Here is a 24016-nt window from a genome sequence, read left to right as displayed (position 1 = left end):
CGGGTCGGGTCTCCGTCCTGGTGCGGACGCGACGGGACTCAGCGCGCGCTGTCCGGCGGGAAGACGACGGAGGCGATGAGGCCGCCGTCCTCTCTCGCCGTGAATCGAAGGGTGGCGTCGTGGCGATCCGTGATGGCCTTCACGATCGACAGGCCGAGACCCCGGCCCTTCGAGGTCGACTCCGTGGACCGGCCACGCACGCGGAAGAACGGGTCGGTGAGGGACTCGAGGTCGGCATCCGCCACGATCGCTCCCGAGTTCTCGACCCGCAGCTCGACCCCGGTTCGCGGGTGCGCGACGGTCGTCACCCGCACCCACCCGCCGGGCTCGTTGTGCCGGATGCCGTTCTGGATGAGATTGAAGAGCAGCTGGCGGAGCAGCGAGGTGTCGCCGGACACCGGGGAGGTCGACAGCCGGTAGTCGATCCGCACTCCCGCGGCCTCCGCCTCGTCGGAGACCTCGGCCAGTACGAACGTCGCCAGCTGCTCCAAGTGGACGGTGCCATGGTCGGCGCTCGAAGCGTCGACCTCGGTCAGGTCGAGCAGTGACTCCACCGTGTCGATGCTGCGCTCGTTGGTCTCGCGCAGGCGCTCGAGCAGAGGGCGCTCGTGCGCATCCGCCCCGCTGAGGGCGACGTCGAGCATCGCGCGGGTCGTCGCCAACGGCGTCCGCAGCTCGTGCGAGGCATTGGCCGCGAAGCGACGGTAGGTCCCGAAAGAGCGCTCGAGCCCTTCGAGCATCTCGTCGAAGGTGTCGGCCAGGTCGGTGAGCTCGTCGCGCGGGCCGGCGAGGGCGATCCGATGGTCGAGGTGTCCGCGTGCTGCGCGGTGCGCCGCGGCGTTGACCTCCTGCAGCGGCCGGAGCATTCGCCCTGCCAGGGCCCATCCGGCCCATCCTCCGCCACCGGCGAGGAGGACCAGGAGCACCGCGGCGATGATCAGGATCAGCGTCTGCACATCGCCCCGGGACGAGACGAGCAGGGTGTCGGTCGAGGCGATGCCGGTGTCGTAGAGCGGTTCGGTCGGCGTGGTCTGCAGAGGTTCCGCGGTCGTCGCCGGAACCGCGAAGGCGTAGGTGGGGAGGTAGCCCACCACGATGTAGACGATCAGCATCATCAGCGCGCCCGCCAGCGTGAGGAGCCCGGCGTATGTGAGGGCGAGGCGGGTCCTCAGCGTGAATCGGAAGCCCTCGATGCTCAGCCTCAGACGGTTCGGCTCGGTGGCGCCCGTCGGTCGTGTGGCGGACACGTCAGCCCGCCCGGCCGATGACATATCCGGCACCCGGCAGCGTCTCGATGACGCGGGGCTCGCCCAGCTTCCGGCGCAGCGTGCTGATGGTGACCTTGACCGAGTTCGTGAAGGGGTTCGCGTTCTCGTCCCAGGCCTTCTCGAGCAGTCTCTCGGCGCTCACGACCGTGCCGGGCTCACGCATCAGCACCTCCAGGACGGCGAACTCCTTGCGGGTGAGGTTCACGTATCTCCCGGAGCGGGTCACCTCTCGACGGATCGGGTTCAGGCGCACATCCGCCGCCTCCAGGATCGGCGGCAGCGCGCTGAACCGGCGCCGACTCAGGGCGCGCAGTCGAGCGATCAGCTCCGGGAACTGGAAAGGCTTCGCGAGGTAGTCGTCCGCTCCGAGCGTGAGGCCGTCGACCTTGTCGTCGAGCAGGCGAGCCGCGGTGAGCATCAGGATCGCCGGTCGATCGGGGTCGAGTGCGAGTCGCCGGCACACCTCGTCGCCGTGGATCACGGGAATGTCGCGGTCCAGGAGCACGACGTCGTACTCGGTGTGCGCGACGGCTTCGAGCGCGGCCGCGCCGTCATCGGCGATGTCCGCCGAGATCGCCTCCAGGCCCAGCTTCGTGTGCACGGCCTCGGCCAGGTACCGCTCATCTTCGACAATCAGGACTCGCATCTCGAGTTCTCCTCACTCCAGATCACATGCAATCACTATGCAGGTTCGCGGAAGGTAAAGGGTTCTCTTTACCCTCGTGCGACCGGCCGCCCCGTGGACTGTCCTCACCCCTCAGCGCGAGGGAACACCGAAAGGACACCCCATGCGAATCACACGCAACCGCGGCCTGATCTTCCTGGCAGGCCTGATGCTCGTGGGCGGCCTCGCCGCCTGCGCCCCCACGCCCGACGCCGCAGACGAGTCTCCGGACCTGGACAGCGCCAGTCAGGAACAGGAGTTCGAGGACTGGCAGCTCGCCTGGGAGAAGTGCATGAAGGACGAGGGCGTCGACATGTCGCAGTTCATGGTCAAGGCCAGCAGCGACGGGGACGAGGTCGAACAAGAGGTTCCGGAGCCGCCGAGCGACGCCGACATCGCCGCGATGGAGGACGCCCGCGAGGTCTGCGACGAGAAGCTCGGAGATCCGCCCACCCGCGACGACATGCCCTCCGACGACGAGATGAACGAGATGATGCTCACCTTCGCCCAGTGCATGCGCGACGCGGGATACGACTTTCCCGACCCCGAGCCGGGCCCTGCCGGAACCGTCGCTGCCATGCCCATGGGCGACTACGACCCGGCCGACATGGACGCGTGCATGACCGAGGCGGGCTTCCCCGGAGCAGAAGGATGAGGCCCTCATTCGGCATCCTGAGGAAGAGAGATCCTGACGCCGACGATCTGGACACCGTTCTCGCGATCGGCGGCGGCGGAGATGACGGCGGCGACGGCGACGAGGAGGAGCAGCGCTCCTCCTCGGGCCGCGGTCGCCGCGGCTGGATCATCGCGGCGACCGCATTCGTCGTGGTGGCGGCGGTCGCGGCGACGATCCTGCTGACCCGGCCCCCGGCCGAGGCAGACGACGAGCAGAAGAAGCCGCCCGCCGAGACCACGGAGGTGGCCCGCGGGAATCTGACCGAGCAGGTCCGGGTGACGGGCAAGCTCGAGTTCAAGAACGTCCGCGACCTCGGGTCTCCGCTCGCCGGCACCGTCACGGGCGTGCCCGCACCGGGTACCGTCGTCGGCCGCGGCTACGAGCTCTTCCGTGTGGACGACACCCCGGTCATCCTGATGTTCGGGGTGCTGCCCGTGTGGCGCGAGTTCGCCGAGGGCATGGCCGACGGCGAGGACGTCCGACAGCTCGAGGCCAACCTCCAGGCCCTCGGCTTCTTCGACGGCGAGCCGGACGATGAGTTCCGGTGGGCGACGATCGAAGCGATCAAGGAGTGGCAGAAAGCCCTCGGTCTCGAGGAGACGGGCCGCATCGAGATGGGACGGATCGTCTTCGCTCCCGGAGAGGTGCGGGTTCAGGATGCCGTCGCGAAGGTCGGCAGCCCGGCGGGCGGAGCGGTGCTGAAGGTCTCCGACAGCACCAAGGAGGCGGCCGTCGACATCGACCCGAACCTGGCGGCGAACGCGCCGGTGGGCGCCAAGGTCGATGTGCGACTGCCCGATGGCACCGTCGCACCCGGCACGGTCACCGCCGTGGGCGCGCCCGTCGAACGGGACAACGACAACGGCGGCAAGACGCTGAAGCTGCCGATCACGATCGTGCTCGACGACCCGACGGTCGCGGCGGCCTTCGACACGGTCAGCGTGAGTGTGACGCTGGTCCATGTCATCGCCGAGGACGTGCTGCTGGTCCCCGTGACCGCCCTGCTCGCGCAGCCGGGTGGAGGGTCGGCGGTCGAGCGCGTCGTGAACAAGAAGACCGAGCTCGTCATGATCGAGCTCGGCAAGTTCGCGGACGGGATGGTGGAGGTCGTCGGAGGCGACCTCGCCGAAGGCGACGTCGTGGCGGTGGCGAGATGAGCGCCGTGATCGAGCTCTCGGGGGTGACCCGTTCCTACGGGTCGCCCCCGACCCTCGCCCTCCGCGGGGTGGATCTTCGCATCGACCGGGGCGAGATGGTGGCGATCGTGGGCCCGAGCGGCTCGGGGAAATCGACGCTCCTGAACCTCATGGGCACGCTCGATCGAGCGAGCTCGGGTCTCACCCGGATCGCAGGGTACGACGTCGCCGAGCTGGGCGACTCGCAGCTCTCCGCTCTGCGAGCCCACACCATCGGCTTCGTGTTCCAGCAGTTCCATCTCTCCGACGGCGTCACCGCTCTCGACAACGTCGCGACCGGGCTGCTCTACACCGGTACGCCGACGGCGGCGCGTCGCAAGCGCGCGGCGGTCGCGCTCGAGCGCGTGGGGCTGGGGCATCGGCTGCGCCATCAGCCGCGACAGCTCTCGGGCGGGGAGCGACAGCGTGTCGCGATCGCCCGTGCCGTCGTGGGTGAGCCCGCCCTGCTGCTCGCCGATGAACCCACGGGAAGCCTCGACAGCACGTCGGGCGCCGCCGTCGTCGAGATCCTGAAGGAGCTCAACCGGGCGGGCACCACGGTCGTGGTCATCACTCACGACCAGGAGCTCGCCGATCGGATGCCGCGGCAGATCCGCATCCGCGACGGCCAGATCGTCGCAGACACGGGGCGTCCGTCCGACGTCGCGGTCTCGTCGGCACCCAGTCTGGAGGTGACGGCATGAACGTGCGGCTGCAGGCGAGACTGCGCACATCCGACCTGCTCGGACTCGGCTTCCACGGCCTTCGCGCGCACCCGCTGCGGGCGGTCCTGTCGGCGCTGGGCATCGCGATCGGCATCGCCGCGATGATCGCCGTGATCGGGATCTCCACGTCGAGCGAGGCGCTCGTGAAGCAGCGCCTGGCCTCGCTGGGGACCAACCTCCTGACGGTCACGGCAGGCAGCGACGTCTTCGGGGGAGACACCAAGCTCCCCGCAGACGCGATCATCCGCGTACGGAACCTTCCCGGTGTCGAGACGGCGACCTGGATATCGACACTCAAAGACGTGCATGTCTATCGGAGCGCATCGATCGACAAGGGTGAGACCGGAGGGCTGACGGTCGCTGCCGCCGGCGACGATCTGCTCGAGGCGACCGGCTCCGACCTGCAGGCGGGCGCGTGGATGAACGAGGTGACGGACAAGCTCCCGACGGTCGTGCTCGGGTTCAAGGCGGCCGAGAGGCTCGGCATCACCACGGTCGGGAGCCAGGTCTGGCTGGGCGGACGGTACTTCACCGTCGTCGGGATCCTCGAGCGGGCGCCGCTCGCGCCCGAGCTCGACACCGCCGCCCTGATCGGCGCAGGCATCGCCGAGGAGCTCTTCGGATTCGACGGCTCGCCGACGACCATCTATGAGCGCTCTGCGGACGACGCGGTGGACGAGGCGCGCGAGCTCCTCCCACGCACGGTCGATCCGGAGGCGCCCAACGAGGTCAAGGTCAGTCGCCCGTCCGATGCGCTCGCCGCGAAGAACACGATCGATCAGGCCTTCACCGGACTCCTGGTGGGCGTCGGCTCCATCGCTCTTCTGGTCGGCGGTATCGGCGTCGCGAACACCATGGTGATCACGGTCCTCGAGCGCCGCCGCGAGATCGGCCTCCGGCGAGCGATCGGAGCGACCCGCGGGCACATCCGATCGCAGTTCCTCGTGGAAGCCGTTCTGCTCGCCTCGCTCGGCGGGCTCGGAGGCTCGCTCATCGGGTGGCTGATCACCTGGATCGTCGCGACGGGCAACGGGTGGCTCGTGTCCATCCCTCCCCTGGTGCTCGTCGCCGGCGTCGTCGTCACGATGTTCGTCGGAGCGGTCGCGGGATCCATACCCGCCATCCGCGCCGCTCGGACCTCACCGACCGCCGCGCTCAGCGCATGACAGACGGGTCGTTCCCTGACGGGGGCGACCCGTCCGCCGTTCCGCGGACGCGGAACAGACCCACGAACCATCGGACTGCGAGAGTCGCCAGGATGACGGCGAAGAGAGCGCAGAGGAAGGCGATCATGCAGAACGCCAGAATCGTCGACAGGACCAACTCGGTGGCCACGAGCACCCCGAATCCGGCGAGGAGGGCCGAGAGGTCGCCGATCATGAGGTGCGCTCCGACACGGCAGGACGCTCGGAGGGCTGCGGCTGCCGGGGCTCGTTCAGGGAGCGCCAGGCCAGGTAGGCCGCGTACGCGCCGACGGGTGCCGTCGACTCGCCGGGCGGTGTGCTCCGCGCGATCCGGTGTCGGGAACCGGGGGATGCAGGTGCCAATGGATGCCCCTTCCGTGCTGCAGCTCTCACTGTGCAGCGGGCGGGGTTGCCACAGCGTAAGCGCCGGCGAGGCGCTCACGCTGTCGTCTCTTCGGAGGGCGACATGACGTCGATCCACAGCGGTTTCCGATCACGAACCCGTAACGTCGAGGACATGACGACCCTTCAGGTCACCGAAGACTCCATCCGCAAGACACGCGAGCTGCGTGACGAGTTCCAGCGTTTCCTGCGCGAGTACGAGTTCGGGATGCGCGAGGTGGAGACGAAGATCTCGATCCTGCGCGACGAGTTCACGCACGACCACGCGTACAACCCGATCGAGCACGTGAAGAGCCGGCTGAAGACCCCGGACAGCATCGTCGAGAAGATCGCTCGCAAGGGCATCGACGAGCCCGACTTCGACCGCATCCGCGCCGAGATCACCGACATCGCGGGTGTGCGCGTCACCTGCAGCTTCGTAGCCGACGTCTACCAGCTCTTCGACCTCCTCACCCAGCAGGACGACGTCACCGTCCGCGTGGTGAAGGACTACATCGCGCAGCCGAAGGAGAACGGTTACAAGAGCCTGCACGCGATCATCGAGGTCCCGGTGTTCCTGTCGACCGGGGCGTTGTCGGTGCCGGTCGAGGTGCAGTTCCGCACCATCGCGATGGACTTCTGGGCCAGCCTCGAGCACAAGATCTACTACAAGTTCTCGAACCAGGTCCCGTCGCACCTCGTCGACAGCCTGACGGATGCCGCGGCGGCCGCCGCCGAGCTCGACACCCGCATGGAGCGCCTGCACCGCGAGGCCCACGGCGTGCCGCGTCGGCAGCTGGCCCCGCCGCCGCCCCCGCGCATCGTCGGGGTCTGAGGGCGGATGCCGCGGGCTCGAGCCCCGATCCGAGGATGCTGACCTAACATGGCGGCATGGCGACGAAGGCACCGAAGACCGACATCGATGAGGCTCGCGTTCGGGTCTCCGAGCCCAAGAAGGTCGCTGTGGGAGTGCCCGCTGTGTTGCATGCGCTGCAGATCGCGAACGATCAGATGGGCATCGTGCGCTCGGTGCAGACGCTCGCGCGGGTCAACCAGAAGGACGGGTTCGACTGCCCCGGCTGCGCCTGGCCGGAGGAGGACAAGCGCCACGTCGCGGAGTTCTGCGAGAACGGGGCCAAGGCGGTCGCCGAGGAGGCGACTCTCCGCACCGTAGGCCCCGCGTTCTTCCAGGAGCACTCGCTCGAAGAGCTCCGCCGCCATGACGACTGGTGGCTCGGTCAGCAGGGGCGACTGACGCATCCGATGATCCTCGACGAGGGCGCGACCCACTACCGGCCGCTGACGTGGGACGACGCGCTGCGGGCCATCTCCGACGAGATCGCCGCGGTCGACGACCCTGACGAGACCGTCTTCTACACCTCCGGTCGCACGTCGAACGAGGCCGCGTTCCTCTACCAGCTGCTCGTGCGCGGCGTCGGCACCAACAACCTGCCGGACTGCTCGAACATGTGCCACGAGTCCAGCGGATCCGCGCTCACCGAGACCATCGGCATCGGCAAGGGCACAGTCTCTATCGAGGACGTGCACGACGCCGACCTGCTCATCGTCGCAGGGCAGAACCCCGGCACGAATCATCCGCGGATGCTGTCGGCACTCGAGAAGGCCAAGCAGCGCGGCGCCCGGGTGATCGCGGTGAATCCGCTGCCCGAGGCTGGTCTGATGCGCTTCGAGAACCCGCAGACCCCGCGAGGCGTGGCCTTCGGCGGCACGAAGATCGCCGACCGGTTCGTGCAGATCCGCTCCGGCGGTGACCAGGCGCTGTTCCAGGCCATAGGGAAACACCTGCTCGAGGTCGAGGAACGCGACGGCGGCGTGCTCGACCACGCCTTCATCGACGCGCACACCAGCGGGATCGACGCGTACCGCGACGCGATGGCCCGCGCCGACTGGGCGTCGCTGACCGAGGCGACCGGCATGACCGAAGAGGTGCTGCGCGAGATCGCCGAGGAGGTGCGCACCTCGAAGGCGACGATCGTCTGCTGGGCGATGGGCCTCACGCAGCACAAGCACTCGGTTCCGACCCTGCGTGACGTCGTCAACGTGCTCCTGCTGCAGGGCAGCATCGGCCGCCCGGGCGCCGGAGTCTGCCCCGTGCGCGGGCACTCGAACGTGCAGGGCGATCGCACGGTGGGCATCTACGAGAAGCCGTCCGAGGCGTTTCTCGCAGCGCTCGATCGAGAGTTCGCCTTCACGGCACCTCGGGAACACGGCTTCGACACCGTCGAGGCGATCCGCGCGATGCGTGCCGGCCGGGTACGCGTCTTCATGGGCATGGGCGGCAACTTCGTCTCGGCCACCCCCGACACGGCGGTCGTCGAGGCGGCGATGGCTCGGGTCGGCCTCACGGTGCACGTCTCGACCAAGCTCAACCGCTCGCACGTCGTGACCGGCCGTCGCGCCATCATCCTGCCGACGCTCGGGCGCACCGACCGCGACCGCCGCGGCGGTTCCGAGCAGCGGGTCACGGTCGAGGACTCGATGGGCGCCGTCCACGCGTCCCGCGGCCGTCTGGCGCCTCCTGCCGACGATCTCCTCAGCGAGGTCGCGATCGTCGCCCGGCTCTGCGCGCACCTCTTCGACGAGGGAGCGTCACCCGCGCAGGCGCCCGTATCTCACGACGGCGACCCTGAGCGAGGCCTCCCCGAGCACGGTGAGATCGAGGGCGAGCGGCGCTCGCCGGTTTCGACGGGGAACGTGCCGCGAGCCGACTGGGAAGCCCTCGAGGCCGACTACGCGCTCATCCGCTCCCACATCGAGCGCGTGATCCCGGGGTTCGACGACTTCGAGACGCGCATCGAGAAGGGGCGCACCTTCTTCCTCCCGAACGGGCCCCGCGACGAGCGCCGATTCGCGACGGTGGACGGCAAGGCCCGGTTCACGGCCAACCCCCTCGAGTTCCCGGTGATCCCGCCGGGCCGCCTCCTGCTGCAGACTCTGCGCTCGCACGATCAGTACAACACGACGATCTACGGCAAGGACGACCGCTACCGCGGCATCCACGGCGGACGCCGGGTGGTGCTCGTCCACGCGGAGGACATCACCGAGCTCGGATTCGCCGAGGGGGAGATCGTCGACCTGGTCTCGGAGTGGACGCGCGCCGACGGCTCCATCGAGGAACGTCGCGCCGAGGAGTTCCGCGTCGTGCCGTACTCCACGCCGCGCGGCAACGCGGCGGCCTACTATCCGGAGACGAACGTGCTCGTGCCCCTCGACTCCGTCGCCGACGTCAGCGGCACGCCGACCTCGAAGGCCGTGATCGTGCGTCTCGAGCACCGCGCCACCGTGTCGGGCGGCTGACGTGGGCCGCCTCACCGCCCGCTCACCGGTCACCCGCATCGCGGTCGTCGATGACGAGGTCACGGTCCGCCGCCGCGCCGACACCCTCGCGGTGGAGGAGCCGCTCGAGATCCGCGTCGCGGGAGCCCCGCTGACCGTGACGATGCGCACCCCCGGCCACGATGTCGAGCTCGCGGCCGGGTTCCTCGTGTCGGAGGGCGTGATCGGGGCCGGTGGCGACTTCCTCTCCGCGATCCACTGCGGTGGTCCGGGCACAGGCGGCGGGGCGCCCGGCACCGTCGCCCCGTTGTTGACGATCGGCTCCGAGCCGCCGGCATCCGTCCTCGCCTCGGGCAACACGTACAACGTGCTCGACGTCACCCTGCGCCCAGGTCTCGAGCCGCTGCTGACCGACATCGCCCGCAATTTCTACACGACGAGCTCCTGCGGAGTCTGCGGTGCCGCGTCGATCGAGGCGATCGAGAAGACCTCGCGTTTCGATGTGGCAGCGGATGCCGTGACCGTGGATGCCGCGCTGCTGCTCGCACTCCCCGACAGGCTGCGCGCCGGCCAGGCGGTGTTCGAGAAGACCGGCGGCCTCCACGCCGCGGCGCTCTTCGACGCCGTGACCGGCGAGCTGCTGGTGCTGCGGGAGGACGTCGGCAGGCACAACGCCGTCGACAAGGTGATCGGCTGGGCCGCCCTCGACGACCGCCTGCCGCTGAGCGGAGCCGTGCTGCAGGTGTCGGGGCGGGCGAGTTTCGAGCTGGTTCAGAAGGCCGTGATGGCCGGCATCCCGATCCTCTCCGCCGTGTCCGCGCCGTCATCGCTCGCCGTCGAGCTCGCGGCCGCGTCGGGGCTCACTCTCGCGGGGTTCGTGCGGGGGAGCTCGATGAACGTCTACGCGCGGCCGGAGCGCGTCATCGCCTGATCCGGCCCGCGGTTCGCGACGCGGCACCGACTCGAGACGTTCACAATTCAGCAGATTCTTCCGGAAACTGCCCCAGAAGGACCCGTTTCGGGCAATGCCCGCGCGTTTCTCCTGAATTGTGAACGCGAGAACACGGAGCACGCGCCGGAACGTCGCTCCGATCCGTTTCCGCTCTGCCTCCGAACTACCTGCGAGCACCTTCACCGGTGGAACAGGAGACGATCATGGCCGAGCGACGCAGCGGGAAACGATTCATCGCGTGGGCCGCCCTCGCGGGCGTGATCAGCGGCGCGGTGTTCCTCGCGACCGCCGAACTGTTCGCGCTCATCTTCGCGCGCGCGGCCAGCCCTATCCTCGCGGTCGGCGGTTTCGTGATCGACATCGTCCCGCAGCCGTTCAAGGAGTTCGCGATCGCCACGTTCGGCGAGTACGACAAGATCGCGCTCCTCGCGGGACTGGGCCTCGCGGTGGTCATCGCCTCGGCGATCGCCGGCATCCTGCAGCTCGTGAAGGCACCGCTGGGCGTCATCGCGCTGGTCATCGCCGGCGTGCTCTCCACGGCCGCCATCGTGACGCGCGCCGGCGTCACTCCGCTCGCCTTCCTCCCGCCCGTGATCGGCACGGTCGTCGGATCCCTGATCCTCGTCCTGCTCGTGCGGCGGCTGCGCGCCTGGCGTGCAGCCGCCGTGCAGCCACATGCTCCCGCGACAGGCGAGGTGCCCGAGAACCCGGCCGCCCCGAAGGGAATCGACCGTCGTCGCTTCTTCGCCCTCGCCGCCATCGCCGGTGTCTCCGCCGTCGTCGTGGGCGTCGCCTCGCGTGCCGTGACCATGGCCGTCGGCTCGGTCGAGTCGATCCGCAACGCCCTCAAGCTCCCCGCACCGAAGTCGACCGTGACCGTGCCGCAGGGTGCGGAGCTCGACATCAAGGGTCTGAGCGAGCTGTTCACGCCGAACAAGGACTTCTACCGCGTCGACACCGCGCTCACGGTTCCCACGATCGACCCCGAGACCTGGCGTCTCGTGATCGACGGCATGGTCGACCAGCGCGTGGAGATGTCGTTCCAGGACATCCTCGACATGGGCCTCGACGAGTACGCGATCACGCTCACCTGCGTCTCGAACGAGGTCGGCGGCGAGCTCGTCGGCAACGCGATGTGGCTCGGTGTCCCGCTGCGCGATGTGCTGAAGAAGGCCGGCGTCAGGTCCGGCGCCGACATGGTGCTCTCCAAGAGCGTCGACGGGTACACCGCGAGCACGCCGCTGTCCGCGCTGACCGACGACAACCTCGATGCGATCCTCGCGGTCGGGATGAACGGCGAGCCGCTGCCGCTCGAGCACGGATTCCCGGTGCGCATGGTCGTCCCGGGACTTTACGGCTACGTGTCGGCGACGAAGTGGCTCACCGAGCTCAAGGTCACGACCTTCGCCGACGACGAGGCCTACTGGACCCCGCGCGGCTACAGCGCCGAGGCGCCGATCAAGTTCTCGTCGCGGCTCGACACCCCCAGCATCGGCGAGGCCGTGCCGGCGGGGAAGATCCCGATCGCGGGCGTGGCCTGGGCGCAGTCGGTCGGCATCGAACGGGTCGAGGTGAAGATCGACGAGGGCGATTGGATGCCGGCCACGATGTCGACCCCCATCAACGACGACACCTGGGTGCAGTGGTTCATGGAGTGGGACGCGACGCCCGGCACGCACTACGTCGCCGTCCGCGCGGTCAACAAGAACGGCGATCTGCAGATCGAGGAACGTGCACCGATCGCTCCCGACGGCTCGACCGGGTGGCAGCGTTCGCTGATCCGGGTCACGTGATCCCGCGCGCGGCGCCGGCCCGTAGGGTGGACCCATGACGTCGCTGCCTGCCCTCGTGATCACCGTCTCCGATCGGTCGTCGCGAGGAGAGCGGGAGGACCGCGGGGGACCGATCGCGGTCGGCCTCCTGCGGGATGCCGGCTGGCACTGCCCGGATGCCGAGATCATCCCGGACGGCGCCGACTCGGTGGCGGATGCTCTGCGCAGGGCCGTCGCGCGTGGCATCCGGCTGATCGTCACGACCGGCGGGACCGGCGTCGCACCGCGCGACCAGACGCCCGAGGGCACTCGCCGCGTGATCACCCGCGAACTCCCGGGCATCGCGGAGGAGCTGCGCCGCAGCGGACTCGCCGACACCCCGCTGTCGGTGCTGTCGCGCGGACTCGCCGGCATCATCGATCCCTCCGGGGCGCTGGTCGTGAATCTTCCCGGGTCCACGCGTGCCGTGGCATCCGGTGTGCCCGTGATTCTCGGCGTCGCCGGGCATATCGTGGATCAGGTAGAGGGCGGAGACCACTCATGAACGATGTACGACTGGCCGCGATGAGCGAGGAGCTCCTCGACCTCGACGCGCATCTCCGGGCCGTGGAGGACCCGCGCCTCGGCGGCGTGACCACCTTCGTCGGGCGGGTGCGCGACAACGACCCCGACGCGCAGACGCCGGTGGTCGGGCTCGAGTACAGCTCCCATCCGGATGCCGAGGCGACGCTGCGCCGCATCGCCGAGCAGGCCGGCGGTGATGCCTCCGCGGTGGTGGCCGTCAGTCATCGCGTCGGACGTCTCGCGGTCGGCGACGCGGCCGTCGTGATCGCGGTCGCCTCCGAGCACCGCGCCGAGGCCTTCGAGGTGTGCCGTGCGGTGATCGAGGACATCAAGCGCGATCTGCCGGTGTGGAAGCGCCAGCTCGAGTCCGACGGCACCACGTCGTGGAAGGGCATCGGCGGCTGAGCCGCCGGGCCGGGTTCAGCCCCCGGCGAAGGGCGGCAGGACGTCGATCAGCTCGGCATCGTCGAGCGGACGGTCGTCATCCGCGCGGACGCCGTCGACGAGAACCGCGCAGCGCGGCAGGATGTCGGTGAGGGCCGGATGCTGCGCCACGACCGCGGCGCGGAACGCGAGCAGCGTGGGCTCGTCCCGTTCCTCGGCATCCGTTCCGGCGGCCTCTGCGGCGGCGGCGAAGTAGCGTACGCGGGTCATCGTGCGTCTCCCGGTGCCTCTTCGCCGGGGCGGACCCAGTCACCGGAGCGCCCGCCCGACTTCGCGACGATGCGCACGTTCTCGATCACGACCGCGCGATCGATGCCCTTGATCATGTCGACGATGGCGAGGGCCGTCACCGACACGGCCGTGAGGGCCTCCATCTCGACGCCGGTGCGGTCGGCCGTGCCGACGGTCGCCTCGATGAGCACGCCGTCGTCGATGATGTCGAGCTCGATGCTCGCGCGGTGCACGCCGATGACGTGCGCCAGCGGGAGCAGCGCGGGCGTGGACTTGGCGGCCTGGATGCCGGCGATGCGCGCGACGGCGAGCACGTCGCCCTTCGGGGCGGTGCCGTCACGGAGGGCCGCGATCACTTCGGGGCTGCAGCGGACGAAGCCGCGTGCGGACGCCGTGCGGACGGTCGGCTGCTTCGCGGTCACATCGACCATGTGCGCGCGGCCGGCCGCGTCAAGGTGAGGGAAGCTCATCCGACCAGCATGACATCGATCGCGTCGCCCACGGAAACGGCCTCCACCTCGGCGGGGACGATCGCGAACGCCTGCGCGCGGGCCAGGCCGCCCGCCAGGTGCGACCCCGAGCCGCCGGACGTCGCGGGGCGCACGGTGCGGGCGATCAGATCGACCACGGCAGGGAGGTACTGGCGGCGACCGGGGGGAGTGGTCCAGGCGGCGTCGGCGGTGAACGTCGCGTGCGGGCGATGGATGCCGGTGCGCCCCTGCATCGCGAGCAGAGCGGGGCGCACGAACACCTCGAACGACACGGCGACGCTGACCGGGTTGCCGGGGAGGCCGAAGACGAGTGCCCCCGCATCCAGCACCCCGAACGCCTGCGGCTTGCCCGGCTGCATCGCGACGCCGACGAACTCGACCTCGCCCTTCCCGTCGAACGCGCCGCGCACGGGCTCGTACGCTCCGGCGCTCACACCGCCCGAGAACACGATCACATCGGCGCCGAGAGCGGTGGCCTCTGCCGTGACCGCGCGGACGGCATCGGCCTCGTCGGGCACGCGTGCGACGAGCACGACCTCGGCATCGGCATCCGCCACCAGCTGTGCGAGCAGCGGCCCGTTGGAATCGGGGATGCGTCCCCGTGCCGCGGGCTCTCCGGGTGCGAGCAGCTCGCTGCCGGTCGACACCACGGCCACGCGCGGCGCGCGGGTCACGGTCACCTCGGCGATCCCGGCGGCGACCGCGGCGGCGATCTGGAACGCGCCCAGGCGCTCGCCCGCGAGCACGACGTCGTCGCCCGCCCGCAGGTCCGCCCCGCGCCGACGCACGAACGCGCCCGGCTTCGCGGGTGCCCGCAGAACCTGCACCTCTCCCAGGGAGTCCGCGAGGCCGCCCGCGGTGTCCTCGAACGGCACGATCGTGTCGGCGTCGGCCGGAGAAGGCGAGCCGGTCATGATGCGTGCGGCCTCGCCGGGGCCCAGCGGCGGGTCGAGAGACACCCCGGCCGGCAGGTCCGCGACGACGCGGAGGGTGACCGGGTTCGCCGAGGATGCCGCCTCGACGTCGGCACCGCGTACCGCGAAGCCGTCCATCGCGGAGTTGTCGAACAGCGGGATGTCGTGGGCGGCGACAGCAGGATCGGCGAGCGTGCGCCCCGCGGCATCCTGCACCGCACGGGTCTCGGCCTCGAGAACGTGCACGGCGTCGAGGACGACGGCGAGCTGCTCCTCGACGGAGCGCCGCCCGGTCGCGCCGCTCATGCGGACACCGCCGCGGTCTGCGTGGACGCGGGGCGGATCGCGATCTCGTGCTGGCGGGATGTCAGCGCATCGATCATCGCGAGCCTGCCCAGCAGGGGCTTCCCGGCTCCCGTGACGAGCTTGATCACCTCGCCGGCCAGCATCCCGCCGACCTGCACGCAGAGAGCGCCGAGCACGCCGACCTGGGCACAGCTCGGCGGCTCGCCCTCGGTGCCGAGCGGGAAGAGGTCGGCGAGCACCACCGGCTCGCCCTCCGGCGGGGTCGACCAGAAGACCGTGGCCTGCGCATGCCACTCCTGCACGGCGCCCCACACCAGGGGGACGCCGAGCTCCTGCGTCGCGGCGGCGACGTCGCGGCGGGTGGCGAACGAGTCGCTCGTGTCGACGACGACGTCGGCGCCGGCGAGCAGTCGTGCGGCGTTCGCGGCGTCGAGTCGCTCCGGGAACTGCGTGATGACGGTCTGCGGGGCGAGAGCGCTGATCGCCCGCTCCGCGGACGCGGTCTTGCGCGTGCCGATGTCCTCGACCCGGTGCGCCAGCTGACGCTGCAGGTTCGTCAGCTCCACGACGTCGTCGTCGATCACGGTGATGGCCCCGATGCCGGCGGCGGCAAGAGCGAGAAGCGCGGGTGAGCCGAGTCCGCCCGCACCCACGACGGTGACACGAGCGGCGTTCAGGCGACGCTGGCCCTCTTCGCCGATGCCCGCGAGCACCGCGTGCCGGGCGGTGCGGACGAGCTCGGTCGGCTCCAGAGCGGATGCGGGGGCGACGAGAGGTTGCATGGCTTCAGCGTATGCCTCGTCGCAGGCACGGCACGAGGGAGTATGTCGCACACGGGCATGCGGCGAGTATCGTGAGCGCCGAACGGGCCGCCTGCGCCCGGGAGACGGATGCCGACATGCGCACGCTCATCGCCGTGGAGTTCAGCTCGCTCGACGGAGTCATGCAGTCTCCTGGTCGCGCCGATGAAGACACCTCCGACGGGTTCACCCGCGGCGGGTGGGCCGCGAACCACATGGCGGGCGACCCCGAGGCCGGAGCCGCGGCGATGGCCGGGAGCGGTGCGACCGAGGGCATGGTCTTCGGCCGACGGACGTATGACGATCTCGTCGGCCACTGGCTCACTACATCCGAACCCAATCCGTTCACCGATGTGCTGCGTGAGACGCCGAAGTTCGTCGCCAGCAGGAACCCTGCGGCTGAGCTGCCCCATCCGAACAGCGAGCTCGTCGCCGGAGAGGCCGTCGATACGATCGCGCACCTGAAGGAGGCAGGCGACGGCGAGCTGGTCATGCTCGGCAGCGCGACACTCCTGCACAGCCTTCAGCGGGCCGATCTGATCGACGGATACATCCTCACGATCCTCCCGGTGACCGTGGGCGGGGGAAAGCGCCTGTTCGCCGATGACACGGTTCCTGCGACGCTGACCCTCACCCGTTCCGTCGTGACGCAGAAGGGGGCGATCGTCGCGGAGTACCGTCGCCCTTGAGCGTGTTGCCGTTGCCGCCGGAGGCGAGTTGGATACACCGAGGCGTGCAGGCGATCCGGCGCGTCAGTCGCTGACGAGCTGCGAGATGCGCCCCCGGGAGACTCCGAGGATCGCTGCAGAGTCGGTGACGGAGAAACCGGCTTCCCGAAGATGCCGGACGACTTGTCGCGCCTGAGAGGCGGCGGCCGCAGAGGCGGCGATCGCCTCATTCTTGGCGATCCGAGCAGCGGCGACTTCCTCACCGAGGATGCCGATGTCAGGCACGACCGTGACGTTCCATGCGCTGTGGTCGAGGTCGGGATCCTCGGTATCGAGATAATCGCGGACCTGTTGTTCTGCCTTGTCGAGAGTGGCGACCTGTGTGGCGGCCTCGCCGTCGAGCCACAGTTCCCAGCCATGCTCCCACTTGCGAGCGGTTGCTGTGATGTCCGTCATCAGTCCTCCTTCGACGCCTCTATCGTCTTCAGGGCCTTGCGTACGAGACCGGGTGAGATGTCCCGCGTTCGGGTGATGGACACGTGATGTCGTCCTTTCGACCACACTTCATGATCACCCTTTCCCTGCCGGGCACCGAAGCCTGCGTCCCGGAGCAGCGCGGTGAGTGCTGTGTATCTCATCGGCTTGACCACGACCATAATTTATGGGCTCTAGACAGTCAACGTTCAGTCCCCTGGACATGACCTCCCACCCTGGGGAGAAGTCGCGATGAACGTCGATTGTGCAGTGACGTTCATCGGAGCCGACGTCTGTTGTGGCGTGTCGATCCGTGGCATCCGTCAGCGAATCCGGGTGGACCAAATCGCGCACAAACCTCGCAGATGCGGAAACAGAGATCTTCTTGTTCCGCATCTGCGGTAGATTCGCCCCATGCAGACCTACCGCATCGCACGCGCCGCGCAGCTCCTCGGAGTGAGCGACGACACCGTCCGGCGCTGGATCGATCACGGACTCCTGCCCGTGACGGATGCCGTCCCGGCGGAGATCCCGGGCGACGCGCTCGCCGCCCGCGCGGTCGCGCTCGCCGAGGAGGCGAAGGCCGCGGACCACCTGCTGTCCAGCGCCCGCAACCGCTTCGTCGGCATCGTCACGCGTGTGCAGATCGACGGGCTGATGGCCCAGGTCGATCTCCAGGCGGGCCCGCACCGGGTCGTGTCGCTGATGTCAGCGGAGGCCGCGCGCGAACTGCATCTCGAGGTCGGCTCTCTCGCCACCGCATCCGTCAAGGCGACGCAGGTCGTCGTCGAACTCCCGAAGGACTGACATGAACCGCGCACTCCGCCGCTCCGCCACCGCGCTCCTCGCTGCCGCCGTCCTCGCCCTCACCGGGTGTGCGGGCGCGGCCGGATCCGCTCCGTCGGCCTCACCCTCCGAGACGACCGCGGAGAGCACCCTGAGCGGTGAGCTGAACGTGTACGCCGCCGCATCGCTGTCGGGTGCCTTCGACGCGATCGCCGAGGAGTTCACGGCCGAGAACCCCGACGTGACGGTCAGCCCGGTCTACGACGGCTCGTCGACTCTCGTCACACAGATCCTCGAGGGTGCCCCGGCCGACGTCTTCGCCTCCGCCGACGAGGCGAACATGGACAAGGCGAAGGATGCCGCGATCGACCCGGCGCTCTTCGCCTCCAACACCCTCGTGATCGCGGTTCCCGCAGGCAACCCCGGAGACGTGAAATCGCTCGCCGACCTCGCCGAGGTCACCACAGTGCTCTGCGCCCCCGAGGTCCCGTGCGGCGCGGCATCCGCGAAGCTCCTCACCGCCGCCGGTGTCACGGTCCAGGCGGCGAGCCTCGAGCAGAACGTGACCGCCGTGCTCACGAAGGTCGCGGCATCCGAAGCCGACGCCGGTCTCGTGTACGCGACGGATGTGGTCGGTCGCGACGACGTCGAGGTGATCGTGCCCGAGGGCGCCGAGGACGTCGTGAACCACTATCCGATCGCCGCGCTCGCCGATGCAGCGAACCCGGATGCCGCCGAGGCGTTCGTCGCGTTCGTGCTCTCGGACGCGGGTCAGAAGATCCTGGCGGACTTCGGATTCGGCAAGCCATGAGTCCGGCCGGCGCGCAGGGCTACGCGCCCCGCGCGCTCGCTGTCCCCGCCTTCGTCGGACTGGCTCTCCTGATCGTTCCGCTCGCCGCGCTCGTCGCCCGCGTGCAGTGGTCGACGTTCATCGCGGACGTCACCTCGGAGGCCGCGCTCTCGGCGCTCACGCTGTCGCTCGTCACCGGACTCGTCGCCACGCTGCTGTGTGTCGTCGTCGGCGTGCCGCTCGCCCTGTACATCGCCCGCTCGGGCCCTCGCCTGGCGGCCGTGCTCCGCGCCGCGGTGACAGTTCCGCTCGTCCTTCCCCCGATGGTCGGCGGCGTCGCACTGCTGTACCTGTTCGGACGCGCCGGATGGCTCGGCGGCCTCGGGCTGTCGTTCAGCACCCCCGCTGTCGTGCTCGCGCAGACCTTCGTCGCCCTGCCGTTCCTGGTGCTCGCCGTCGAGGGCGCGGTGCGCACCTCCGGCGTCGACTACGAGCGCACGGCCGCGGCGCTCGGTGCGGGGCGGTGGACGATCCTCCGCCGCATCACCCTGCCGCTCGCGGCGCCCGGCATCGTGGCGGGCATCGTGCTGTGCTTCGCCCGCGCCATCGGCGAGTTCGGGGCGACCGCGCTGTTCGCCGGCAACCGCCCGGGCGTCACCCAGACCATGCCGCTCGCGATCTACACCGCGTTCAACGGCGCCGGGGTGTCGCAGGGGGCGGCGGTCGCGCTCGCGCTGCTGCTCCTCGCCACCGCCATCGCGGTGCTGCTGCTGGTGCGCGGCTGGCGACCGGGGGCGGCGCGATGAGCGGGCTGCGTGCGCACGTGGTCGTCGCTCGTGAGCACTTCGCCGTCGATGTCGCCCTGGAGGTCGCCCCCGGCGAGACGGTCGCGGTGATGGGGCCGAGCGGGGCGGGCAAGTCGACGCTCCTCCAGGCGCTCGCCGGGCTCGAGCCGCTGACCGCCGGCGAGATCGCGGTCGGAGGCAGGGTCGTCGATCGCGTCGCGACTCCGCGTGTGCGCACGGAGCCCATGAGTCGCGGCATCGTGCTGCTCGGGCAGGACGCGCGACTGTTCCCGCACCTGTCGGTGCGCGAGAACGTGGCCTTCGGACCGCGTGCGGGTGGTGTCGACGCCCGCGCGGCGCGCGACTCCGCGGACGACTGGCTCGTCCGTGTCGGTCTTCCGGGAGCAGGGGACCGCATGCCTCGAGAGCTCTCCGGCGGCGAGGGGCAGCGCGTCGCCGTCGCCCGTGCGCTCGCCGCGTCTCCGCGTGCGGTGCTCCTGGACGAGCCGCTCGTCGCGCTCGACCCCGAGACGGCAGGGGAGATCCGGCGGATGCTCCGTGACCAGCTCGCGGGGACCACGACGATCGCGGTGACGCACGATGCGGCGGATGCCGTCGCGCTCGCCGAGCGCCTCGTCGTGATCGAGTCCGGTCGCGTGACGCAGAGCGGGCCCGTGCGCGAGGTGCTGGCGGCACCGGCATCCGGTTTCGTCGCCTCCATCGCCGGCGTCAATCGCGTCGTCGGCATCGCACAGGACGGCGGGTGGTCGAGCGACGGGCTCCGCCTCGAGAGCGCGGATGCCGCGTCGCGCGCGCTGGCCGCGTCGGACGGAGCAGCGCTGGTAGCGGTGTTCCGCCCGCAGGATGTGCGCCTCGTCGATCACGCGGTGACGGATGCCGCCGCGTGGCGCACGCAGGTCACCCGGCTCGAGTCGACGCTGGCCGGCATCCGGGTGCACACGCCGTACTGCCAGGTCGACGTGCCGCTCGCCGATGCCGTGGGACTCGCCCCGGGGGATCCGCTGCGGCTGCGCATCGACCCCGCCGATGTGCGGTTCGTGGCGGGCGGCTGACAGCGATCCGAGCCGCGGGCGCTACGCGCGGTCGTGCAGCGTGATCCGGTAGCCGTCCGGGTCGGCGAACGTGAACGTGCGGCCGAACGGCCCGTCGATCGGCGCCGAGGCGATGGTGTGCCCGTCGGCGACGAGGGCGTCGTGGATCGTCTGGACGTCGGTGGCGTGCAGCCAGATCGCCGCGCCGATGCCGGGGTGCTCGCCGGACGACAGATCCGTGCCGGGGACCACGTCGCGCAGTGCGAAGGCGATCGGGGTCGTCTCGAACACGACCGCGTGCGGCGGCCCCGCGGGGGAACGCACGAGACCGAGGTACTTCTCGTAGAACGCCTGAGAAGCGGCGAGATCGCGAGCCTGGAGAGAGAGGAAATCGGGGCCGGTGACGGGCATGAGCGTGTCCTTTCGTTGTGTCAGTTATCTGACATGTCAGTGTATGTCAGAATACTGACATGAGTCAAGACCGTGCGGGCGTCGACCTCGAGACCTCCCTGGGCTACCTGCTGAAGGAAGCCGCGAGCGCCCTGCGCTTCGAGATGGAGGCGGTTCTGCGGCCGCTCGGCATGACCGTCACCCATTACGCCTGCCTCGAGCTGCTGGCGCAGCGCCCTGGGCTCTCGAATTCCGAACTCGCACGGGGCACGTTCGTGACCCGGCAGTCGATGAACGTCCTGCTGCAGGCGCTGGAGCGTGACGGGTCGGTGACGCGCCCCGCCGAGGCGCCCGTGGGCAAGGTGCTTCCCGCGCGGCTCACGCCCGTCGGTCGGGAGCGGCTCGCGGCTGCGAGCTCTGCGGTCCGAGCGGTGGAGGTCCGGATGCTGGGCGGGATGTCCGTGCGGGAACAGGCGGAGGCGCGCAGGATCCTCCGCAGCATGATCCACTCGCTGCGCGACTCCGGCGAAACGGCGTCGTCCTGACCCCTCGGCGACGCTGGCAATGTGCCGGTCGTCGCGGTCTCGCCTACCCTCGAGGGCGTGACGCGGGTTAGTCTCGGAAGATGACTACGAGCGAGGTGAAGCGATGACGGCCGTGCCCGTCGTCATCGGCGTCCGCGCGCCCGAGGTCATCACGGCGCCCGGAACCGTCCCGACGAGCGGCGCGCTCGTCGACACGCACGGCCGTGTGCATCGCGATCTGCGCATCTCGCTGACCGACCGCTGCTCCCTGCGCTGCACCTACTGCATGCCCGAGCAGGGCAACGAGTGGCTCGCGCGCACCAGCATCCTCTCCACCGACGAGATCGTCGAAGTGGCCGAGGTGGCTGCCGCTCTCGGCATCCGCACGTTCCGGCTCACCGGAGGCGAGCCGCTCCTGCGCGCCGACATCGTCGACGTCGTGCGCCGGATCGCCCGCATCGAGGGAGAGGACGGCCCGGTCGAGGTCGCGATGACCACGAACGGCATCAGCCTCGCGAAGAAGCTCCCCGACCTGATCGACGCGGGCCTCACGCGTCTGAACATCAGCATCGACACCGTCGACCGACAGCGCTTCGCCGACCTCACCCGTCGCGACCGGCTCGAAGACGTGTTCGAGGGCATCGCCGCCGCTGCGGCATCCGAACTCCGTCCTCTCAAGCTCAACGCCGTCGCGATGCGCGGCGTGAACGACGACGAGCTCACCGATCTCGTGGCGTTCGCGATGGAGGTCGGCGCGCAGCTGCGCTTCATCGAGCAGATGCCGCTGGACGCCGGGCACACCTGGGATCGCTCCACGATGGTGACGCGTGAGGAGATCCTCGAGAGGCTCGGTGAGCGGTGGCAGCTCGACCCCGTCCCCGGACGCGGTGGAGCACCGGCCGAGAAGTGGCGCATCGACGGCGGTCCGCACGAGGTCGGCGTGATCGCCTCTGTGACTGCGCCGTTCTGCGGCGCCTGCGACCGGCTGCGGCTGACGGCCGACGGCCAGCTGCGAAACTGCCTGTTCTCGAACGCCGAGTACGACCTCACCGCCGTGATGCGCGGCGAAGGGGCCGTCCCCGGTCAGCGGGCCGACGCGATCGCCGGGATGCTGCGCTCGTGCGTGCACGGCAAGCTGCCCGGCCACGCGATCGACGACCCCTCGTTCCTGCAGCCGGCGCGCGGCATGAACGCCATCGGCGGCTGATCCGGCCGAGGGGCCGTCGGTGTCAGGCCGCGTCTCGCTCCGCCGACATCGCGACGTTCGCACGTCCGCCGTCGACGTCGGCGTCTCGCTCCGCCGACATCGCGACGTTCGCACGTCCGCCGTCGACGTCGAGCGTCGTGCCGTGCACGAACACCGATTCGTCCGAGACGAGGTAGACGGCTGCCGCGGCGATGTCGGACGCCTCGCCCGCGCGGCCCGCGGGAGCATCGGCCATCATCGTGTCGGCGCTGTGCGGAGCGTCCGGATCGGAGCCGAGCGGCCGGATCACGCCGGGGGAGACGCCCACCACTCGGATGCCGCGGGGCCCGAGCTCCGAGGACCAGGCCCGCGTCAGCGCCTCCATCGCCGCCTTCGACGACGAATAGAGCGGGCTCGACGGCACCGCGAGCCGCGCGACCCAGGAGCCGAGGTTGAGGATGACGCCGTGGCTCTTCGTGAGTGGCGCGACGAGAGCCTGCACCAGATGGAACGGCGCCTTCACATTCACACCGTAGATCAGGTCGAACAGGTCGTCGCCGGCATCCTCCGTGGAGTGCCGCGGGTAGACGCCGGCGTTGTTGACGAGGATGTCGAGACGACCGCCGGTGAGCGCGAGCGTCTCGGTGGCGAGGGAGGCGCTGGCCGCCGGATCCCCGGTGAGATCGGCGCGCACGAAGTCCGCTCGCCCGCCGGCGTCGCGGATCTCCCGGACGACGTCGGCACCGCGATCGGCGTCGCGCCCCGAGACGATGATGTGGGCGCCCTCTGCGGCCAACGCGGACGCGATGGCGCGTCCGATGTTGTTCGTCGAGCCCGTGACGAGAGCGGTCTTGTTCTGCAGTCTGTCTGTCATGCCGGTGACGGTACGCCGAAGATTCTGGACTCGCGAGTCCAGAAAGCGGGCAGGATGGGAGCATGACCCTCACCGCGAAAGGCCGTGCCACTCGAGAGCGCATCCTGGAGGCGACCGGTGCCTACCTGCGCAGCGACGCCCCCGGCGAGATCACCCTCGATGACATCCGGGCGGTGACCGGGACCAGCAAGGGGCAGTTGTTCCACTATTTCCCCGCGGGCAAGGAGGAGCTGCTGCTCGCCGCCATCCGGCGCGAGGCCAATCGGGTGATCGACGATCAGCAGCCGCAGCTCGACGACCTCACCAGCCGGAGCGGCTGGGAGCAGTGGAGCACGGCGGTCGTCTCCCGCTATCGCGCGCTGGGAGCCAACTGCCCACTTGCCGCGCTGATGGACCAGGCGTCGACTCCCGGTGCCGCCGAGGTCATCTCCACGCTGCTCCTCGACTGGCGGGAGCGCCTCGCCCGCGGCATCCGCGCGATGCAGGGGGCCGGAGAGGCGCGGGCCGACGCGGATGCCGCGCGGGTCGCGGCATCCGTCATCGCCGGCATCCAGGGAGGGGTGCAGGTCCTGCGATCCACGGGAGAGACCGACACGCTCGAGGCCTCGCTCGCACTCCACCTGGAGTATCTGACCCGCTGAGG

29 protein-coding genes are annotated in these 24016 nt (G+C 70.1%); 18 read left to right on the top strand and 11 right to left on the bottom strand.

The genetic code is table 11. The annotated features are described in order from the left end of the window. Positions 1–38: 38 nt before the first annotated feature. The gene (locus DC434_RS14480) at positions 39–1247 is read right to left on the bottom strand and encodes a HAMP domain-containing sensor histidine kinase (protein ID WP_165808082.1); all 1209 of its coding nucleotides are present in this window, start codon (positions 1245–1247) and stop codon (positions 39–41) included. Between the two features lies 1 nt (position 1248). Next, entirely contained in the window at positions 1249–1914 is a 666-nt protein-coding gene (locus tag DC434_RS14475) for a response regulator transcription factor (RefSeq protein ID WP_116636016.1), read from the bottom strand. A 142-nt stretch (positions 1915–2056) separates the two neighbouring features. On the opposite strand from DC434_RS14475, the gene DC434_RS14470 reads away from it, so the two are divergent. From DC434_RS14470 to DC434_RS14455, 4 genes are read left to right on the top strand one after another with little or no spacing between them, the layout of a single operon-like run. After that, positions 2057–2587 carry a hypothetical protein gene (locus DC434_RS14470; protein ID WP_116636015.1) on the top strand — a complete coding sequence of 177 codons (531 nt, stop codon included), beginning with the start codon at positions 2057–2059 and terminating at the stop codon, positions 2585–2587. Continuing rightward, positions 2584–3765, top strand: a complete 1182-nt coding sequence (locus DC434_RS14465; RefSeq protein ID WP_116636014.1) for a peptidoglycan-binding protein — start codon at positions 2584–2586, stop codon at positions 3763–3765. The genes DC434_RS14470 and DC434_RS14465 overlap by 4 nt, the downstream gene beginning before the upstream one ends. Next, positions 3762–4487, top strand: a complete 726-nt coding sequence (locus DC434_RS14460; protein WP_116636013.1) for an ABC transporter ATP-binding protein — start codon at positions 3762–3764, stop codon at positions 4485–4487. Before DC434_RS14465 ends, DC434_RS14460 begins: the two co-directional genes overlap by 4 nt. Continuing rightward, positions 4484–5674: an ABC transporter permease gene (locus DC434_RS14455; protein WP_116636012.1), complete on the top strand. Its 1191-nt coding sequence runs from the start codon at positions 4484–4486 to the stop codon at positions 5672–5674. The genes DC434_RS14460 and DC434_RS14455 overlap by 4 nt, the downstream gene beginning before the upstream one ends. Here the strand turns inward: DC434_RS14455 and DC434_RS14450 are convergent. Both DC434_RS14450 and DC434_RS20160 read right to left on the bottom strand, forming a co-directional pair. After that, a complete protein-coding gene (locus tag DC434_RS14450; RefSeq protein ID WP_116636011.1) occupies positions 5664–5888 on the bottom strand; it encodes a hypothetical protein in 225 nt (74 codons plus the stop codon). The genes DC434_RS14455 and DC434_RS14450 overlap by 11 nt on opposite strands. Next, on the bottom strand, positions 5885–6055 hold the full coding sequence (locus DC434_RS20160) for a hypothetical protein (RefSeq protein WP_165808081.1): 171 nt from the start codon (positions 6053–6055) through the stop codon (positions 5885–5887). The genes DC434_RS14450 and DC434_RS20160 overlap by 4 nt, the downstream gene beginning before the upstream one ends. A gap of 154 nt (positions 6056–6209) precedes the next feature. Between DC434_RS20160 and DC434_RS14445 the strand changes: the two genes are divergently transcribed. The 6 genes from DC434_RS14445 (at position 6210) to DC434_RS14420 (ending at position 13063) form a co-directional block, all read left to right on the top strand. Beyond that, on the top strand, positions 6210–6908 hold the full coding sequence (locus DC434_RS14445; protein ID WP_116636286.1) for a GTP pyrophosphokinase family protein: 699 nt from the start codon (positions 6210–6212) through the stop codon (positions 6906–6908). A 56-nt stretch (positions 6909–6964) separates the two neighbouring features. Further along, positions 6965–9391, top strand: a complete 2427-nt coding sequence (locus tag DC434_RS14440; RefSeq protein WP_116636010.1) for an FdhF/YdeP family oxidoreductase — start codon at positions 6965–6967, stop codon at positions 9389–9391. A gap of 1 nt (position 9392) precedes the next feature. Beyond that, positions 9393–10301, top strand: a complete 909-nt coding sequence (gene fdhD / locus DC434_RS14435; RefSeq protein ID WP_116636009.1) for a formate dehydrogenase accessory sulfurtransferase FdhD — start codon at positions 9393–9395, stop codon at positions 10299–10301. A 224-nt stretch (positions 10302–10525) separates the two neighbouring features. Beyond that, positions 10526–12115 carry a molybdopterin-dependent oxidoreductase gene (locus DC434_RS14430; protein ID WP_116636008.1) on the top strand — a complete coding sequence of 530 codons (1590 nt, stop codon included), beginning with the start codon at positions 10526–10528 and terminating at the stop codon, positions 12113–12115. 34 nt (positions 12116–12149) lie between these two features. Beyond that, positions 12150–12638: a MogA/MoaB family molybdenum cofactor biosynthesis protein gene (locus DC434_RS14425; protein WP_116636007.1), complete on the top strand. Its 489-nt coding sequence runs from the start codon at positions 12150–12152 to the stop codon at positions 12636–12638. Beyond that, complete coding sequence (locus DC434_RS14420; RefSeq protein ID WP_116636006.1) at positions 12635–13063, top strand: molybdenum cofactor biosynthesis protein MoaE; 429 nt, start codon at positions 12635–12637, stop codon at positions 13061–13063. The genes DC434_RS14425 and DC434_RS14420 overlap by 4 nt, the downstream gene beginning before the upstream one ends. Before the next feature lie 15 nt (positions 13064–13078). Here the strand turns inward: DC434_RS14420 and DC434_RS14415 are convergent, their stop codons facing one another. From DC434_RS14415 to DC434_RS14400, 4 genes are read right to left on the bottom strand one after another with little or no spacing between them, the layout of a single operon-like run. Next, complete coding sequence (locus DC434_RS14415) at positions 13079–13312, bottom strand: MoaD/ThiS family protein (RefSeq protein WP_116636005.1); 234 nt, start codon at positions 13310–13312, stop codon at positions 13079–13081. After that, entirely contained in the window at positions 13309–13803 is a 495-nt protein-coding gene (gene moaC / locus DC434_RS14410; RefSeq protein ID WP_116636004.1) for a cyclic pyranopterin monophosphate synthase MoaC, read from the bottom strand. Before moaC ends, DC434_RS14415 begins: the two co-directional genes overlap by 4 nt. Continuing rightward, the gene (gene glp, locus DC434_RS14405) at positions 13800–15044 is read right to left on the bottom strand and encodes a gephyrin-like molybdotransferase Glp (RefSeq protein WP_116636003.1); all 1245 of its coding nucleotides are present in this window, start codon (positions 15042–15044) and stop codon (positions 13800–13802) included. The genes moaC and glp overlap by 4 nt, the downstream gene beginning before the upstream one ends. Beyond that, positions 15041–15826 (bottom strand): HesA/MoeB/ThiF family protein, encoded by a 786-nt coding sequence (locus DC434_RS14400; RefSeq protein ID WP_116636002.1) that lies wholly within the window; start codon positions 15824–15826, stop codon positions 15041–15043. The genes glp and DC434_RS14400 overlap by 4 nt, the downstream gene beginning before the upstream one ends. Before the next feature lie 71 nt (positions 15827–15897). Between DC434_RS14400 and DC434_RS14395 the strand changes: the two genes are divergently transcribed. After that, complete coding sequence (locus DC434_RS14395; RefSeq protein WP_165808080.1) at positions 15898–16533, top strand: dihydrofolate reductase family protein; 636 nt, start codon at positions 15898–15900, stop codon at positions 16531–16533. Positions 16534–16596: 63 nt separating this feature from the next. On the opposite strand, the gene DC434_RS14390 is transcribed toward DC434_RS14395, so the two are convergent. Continuing rightward, positions 16597–16968 (bottom strand): antitoxin HicB, encoded by a 372-nt coding sequence (locus tag DC434_RS14390; protein WP_116636001.1) that lies wholly within the window; start codon positions 16966–16968, stop codon positions 16597–16599. A gap of 432 nt (positions 16969–17400) precedes the next feature. On the opposite strand from DC434_RS14390, the gene DC434_RS14380 reads away from it, so the two are divergent. The 4 genes from DC434_RS14380 to DC434_RS14365 are packed head-to-tail and all read left to right on the top strand — an operon-like array spanning position 17401 to position 20420. Continuing rightward, positions 17401–17793, top strand: coding sequence for a TOBE domain-containing protein (locus DC434_RS14380; protein WP_116636000.1), 393 nt, complete (start codon positions 17401–17403; stop codon positions 17791–17793). Position 17794: 1 nt separating this feature from the next. Continuing rightward, positions 17795–18583, top strand: coding sequence for a molybdate ABC transporter substrate-binding protein (modA, locus tag DC434_RS14375; protein ID WP_116635999.1), 789 nt, complete (start codon positions 17795–17797; stop codon positions 18581–18583). After that, on the top strand, positions 18580–19368 hold the full coding sequence (gene modB / locus DC434_RS14370) for a molybdate ABC transporter permease subunit (protein ID WP_116635998.1): 789 nt from the start codon (positions 18580–18582) through the stop codon (positions 19366–19368). The genes modA and modB overlap by 4 nt, the downstream gene beginning before the upstream one ends. Then, a complete protein-coding gene (locus DC434_RS14365; RefSeq protein ID WP_116635997.1) occupies positions 19365–20420 on the top strand; it encodes an ABC transporter ATP-binding protein in 1056 nt (351 codons plus the stop codon). Before modB ends, DC434_RS14365 begins: the two co-directional genes overlap by 4 nt. Positions 20421–20441: 21 nt before the next feature. On the opposite strand, the gene DC434_RS14360 is transcribed toward DC434_RS14365, so the two are convergent. Continuing rightward, entirely contained in the window at positions 20442–20810 is a 369-nt protein-coding gene (locus tag DC434_RS14360) for a VOC family protein (RefSeq protein WP_116635996.1), read from the bottom strand. Positions 20811–20869: 59 nt separating this feature from the next. Between DC434_RS14360 and DC434_RS14355 the strand changes: the two genes are divergently transcribed. Next, positions 20870–21334 (top strand): MarR family transcriptional regulator, encoded by a 465-nt coding sequence (locus DC434_RS14355; RefSeq protein ID WP_116635995.1) that lies wholly within the window; start codon positions 20870–20872, stop codon positions 21332–21334. 103 nt (positions 21335–21437) lie between these two features. Continuing rightward, a complete protein-coding gene (gene moaA, locus DC434_RS14350) occupies positions 21438–22520 on the top strand; it encodes a GTP 3',8-cyclase MoaA (RefSeq protein WP_116635994.1) in 1083 nt (360 codons plus the stop codon). Positions 22521–22542: 22 nt separating this feature from the next. Here the strand turns inward: moaA and DC434_RS14345 are convergent, their stop codons facing one another. Next, positions 22543–23373 (bottom strand): SDR family oxidoreductase, encoded by an 831-nt coding sequence (locus tag DC434_RS14345; RefSeq protein WP_116635993.1) that lies wholly within the window; start codon positions 23371–23373, stop codon positions 22543–22545. Positions 23374–23435: 62 nt separating this feature from the next. On the opposite strand from DC434_RS14345, the gene DC434_RS14340 reads away from it, so the two are divergent. Continuing rightward, on the top strand, positions 23436–24014 hold the full coding sequence (locus tag DC434_RS14340; RefSeq protein WP_116635992.1) for a TetR/AcrR family transcriptional regulator: 579 nt from the start codon (positions 23436–23438) through the stop codon (positions 24012–24014). The last annotated feature ends 2 nt before the right edge of the window (positions 24015–24016 follow it).

The organism is Microbacterium sp. TPD7012, from assembly GCF_003075395.1.
Taxonomy (GTDB): Bacteria; Actinomycetota; Actinomycetes; order Actinomycetales; family Microbacteriaceae; genus Microbacterium.
This window is presented reverse-complemented; position numbering and strand designations above follow the sequence as displayed.

Coding starts and splice junctions, on each gene's coding strand:
- DC434_RS14475 (WP_116636016.1), bottom strand. CDS start 1,914: ATGCGAGTCCTGATTGTCGAAGATGAGCGGTACCTGGCCGAGGCCGTG.
- DC434_RS14470 (WP_116636015.1), top strand. CDS start 2,057: ATGCGAATCACACGCAACCGCGGCCTGATCTTCCTGGCAGGCCTGATG.
- DC434_RS14465 (WP_116636014.1), top strand. CDS start 2,584: ATGAGGCCCTCATTCGGCATCCTGAGGAAGAGAGATCCTGACGCCGAC.
- DC434_RS14460 (WP_116636013.1), top strand. CDS start 3,762: ATGAGCGCCGTGATCGAGCTCTCGGGGGTGACCCGTTCCTACGGGTCG.
- DC434_RS14455 (WP_116636012.1), top strand. CDS start 4,484: ATGAACGTGCGGCTGCAGGCGAGACTGCGCACATCCGACCTGCTCGGA.
- DC434_RS14450 (WP_116636011.1), bottom strand. CDS start 5,888: ATGATCGGCGACCTCTCGGCCCTCCTCGCCGGATTCGGGGTGCTCGTG.
- DC434_RS14445 (WP_116636286.1), top strand. CDS start 6,210: ATGACGACCCTTCAGGTCACCGAAGACTCCATCCGCAAGACACGCGAG.
- DC434_RS14440 (WP_116636010.1), top strand. CDS start 6,965: ATGGCGACGAAGGCACCGAAGACCGACATCGATGAGGCTCGCGTTCGG.
- DC434_RS14430 (WP_116636008.1), top strand. CDS start 10,526: ATGGCCGAGCGACGCAGCGGGAAACGATTCATCGCGTGGGCCGCCCTC.
- DC434_RS14425 (WP_116636007.1), top strand. CDS start 12,150: ATGACGTCGCTGCCTGCCCTCGTGATCACCGTCTCCGATCGGTCGTCG.
- DC434_RS14420 (WP_116636006.1), top strand. CDS start 12,635: ATGAACGATGTACGACTGGCCGCGATGAGCGAGGAGCTCCTCGACCTC.
- DC434_RS14415 (WP_116636005.1), bottom strand. CDS start 13,312: ATGACCCGCGTACGCTACTTCGCCGCCGCCGCAGAGGCCGCCGGAACG.
- moaC (WP_116636004.1), bottom strand. CDS start 13,803: ATGAGCTTCCCTCACCTTGACGCGGCCGGCCGCGCGCACATGGTCGAT.
- glp (WP_116636003.1), bottom strand. CDS start 15,044: ATGAGCGGCGCGACCGGGCGGCGCTCCGTCGAGGAGCAGCTCGCCGTC.
- DC434_RS14400 (WP_116636002.1), bottom strand. CDS start 15,826: ATGCAACCTCTCGTCGCCCCCGCATCCGCTCTGGAGCCGACCGAGCTC.
- DC434_RS14390 (WP_116636001.1), bottom strand. CDS start 16,968: ATGACGGACATCACAGCAACCGCTCGCAAGTGGGAGCATGGCTGGGAA.
- DC434_RS14380 (WP_116636000.1), top strand. CDS start 17,401: ATGCAGACCTACCGCATCGCACGCGCCGCGCAGCTCCTCGGAGTGAGC.
- modA (WP_116635999.1), top strand. CDS start 17,795: ATGAACCGCGCACTCCGCCGCTCCGCCACCGCGCTCCTCGCTGCCGCC.
- modB (WP_116635998.1), top strand. CDS start 18,580: ATGAGTCCGGCCGGCGCGCAGGGCTACGCGCCCCGCGCGCTCGCTGTC.
- DC434_RS14365 (WP_116635997.1), top strand. CDS start 19,365: ATGAGCGGGCTGCGTGCGCACGTGGTCGTCGCTCGTGAGCACTTCGCC.
- DC434_RS14360 (WP_116635996.1), bottom strand. CDS start 20,810: ATGCCCGTCACCGGCCCCGATTTCCTCTCTCTCCAGGCTCGCGATCTC.
- DC434_RS14355 (WP_116635995.1), top strand. CDS start 20,870: ATGAGTCAAGACCGTGCGGGCGTCGACCTCGAGACCTCCCTGGGCTAC.
- moaA (WP_116635994.1), top strand. CDS start 21,438: ATGACGGCCGTGCCCGTCGTCATCGGCGTCCGCGCGCCCGAGGTCATC.
- DC434_RS14345 (WP_116635993.1), bottom strand. CDS start 23,373: ATGACAGACAGACTGCAGAACAAGACCGCTCTCGTCACGGGCTCGACG.
- DC434_RS14340 (WP_116635992.1), top strand. CDS start 23,436: ATGACCCTCACCGCGAAAGGCCGTGCCACTCGAGAGCGCATCCTGGAG.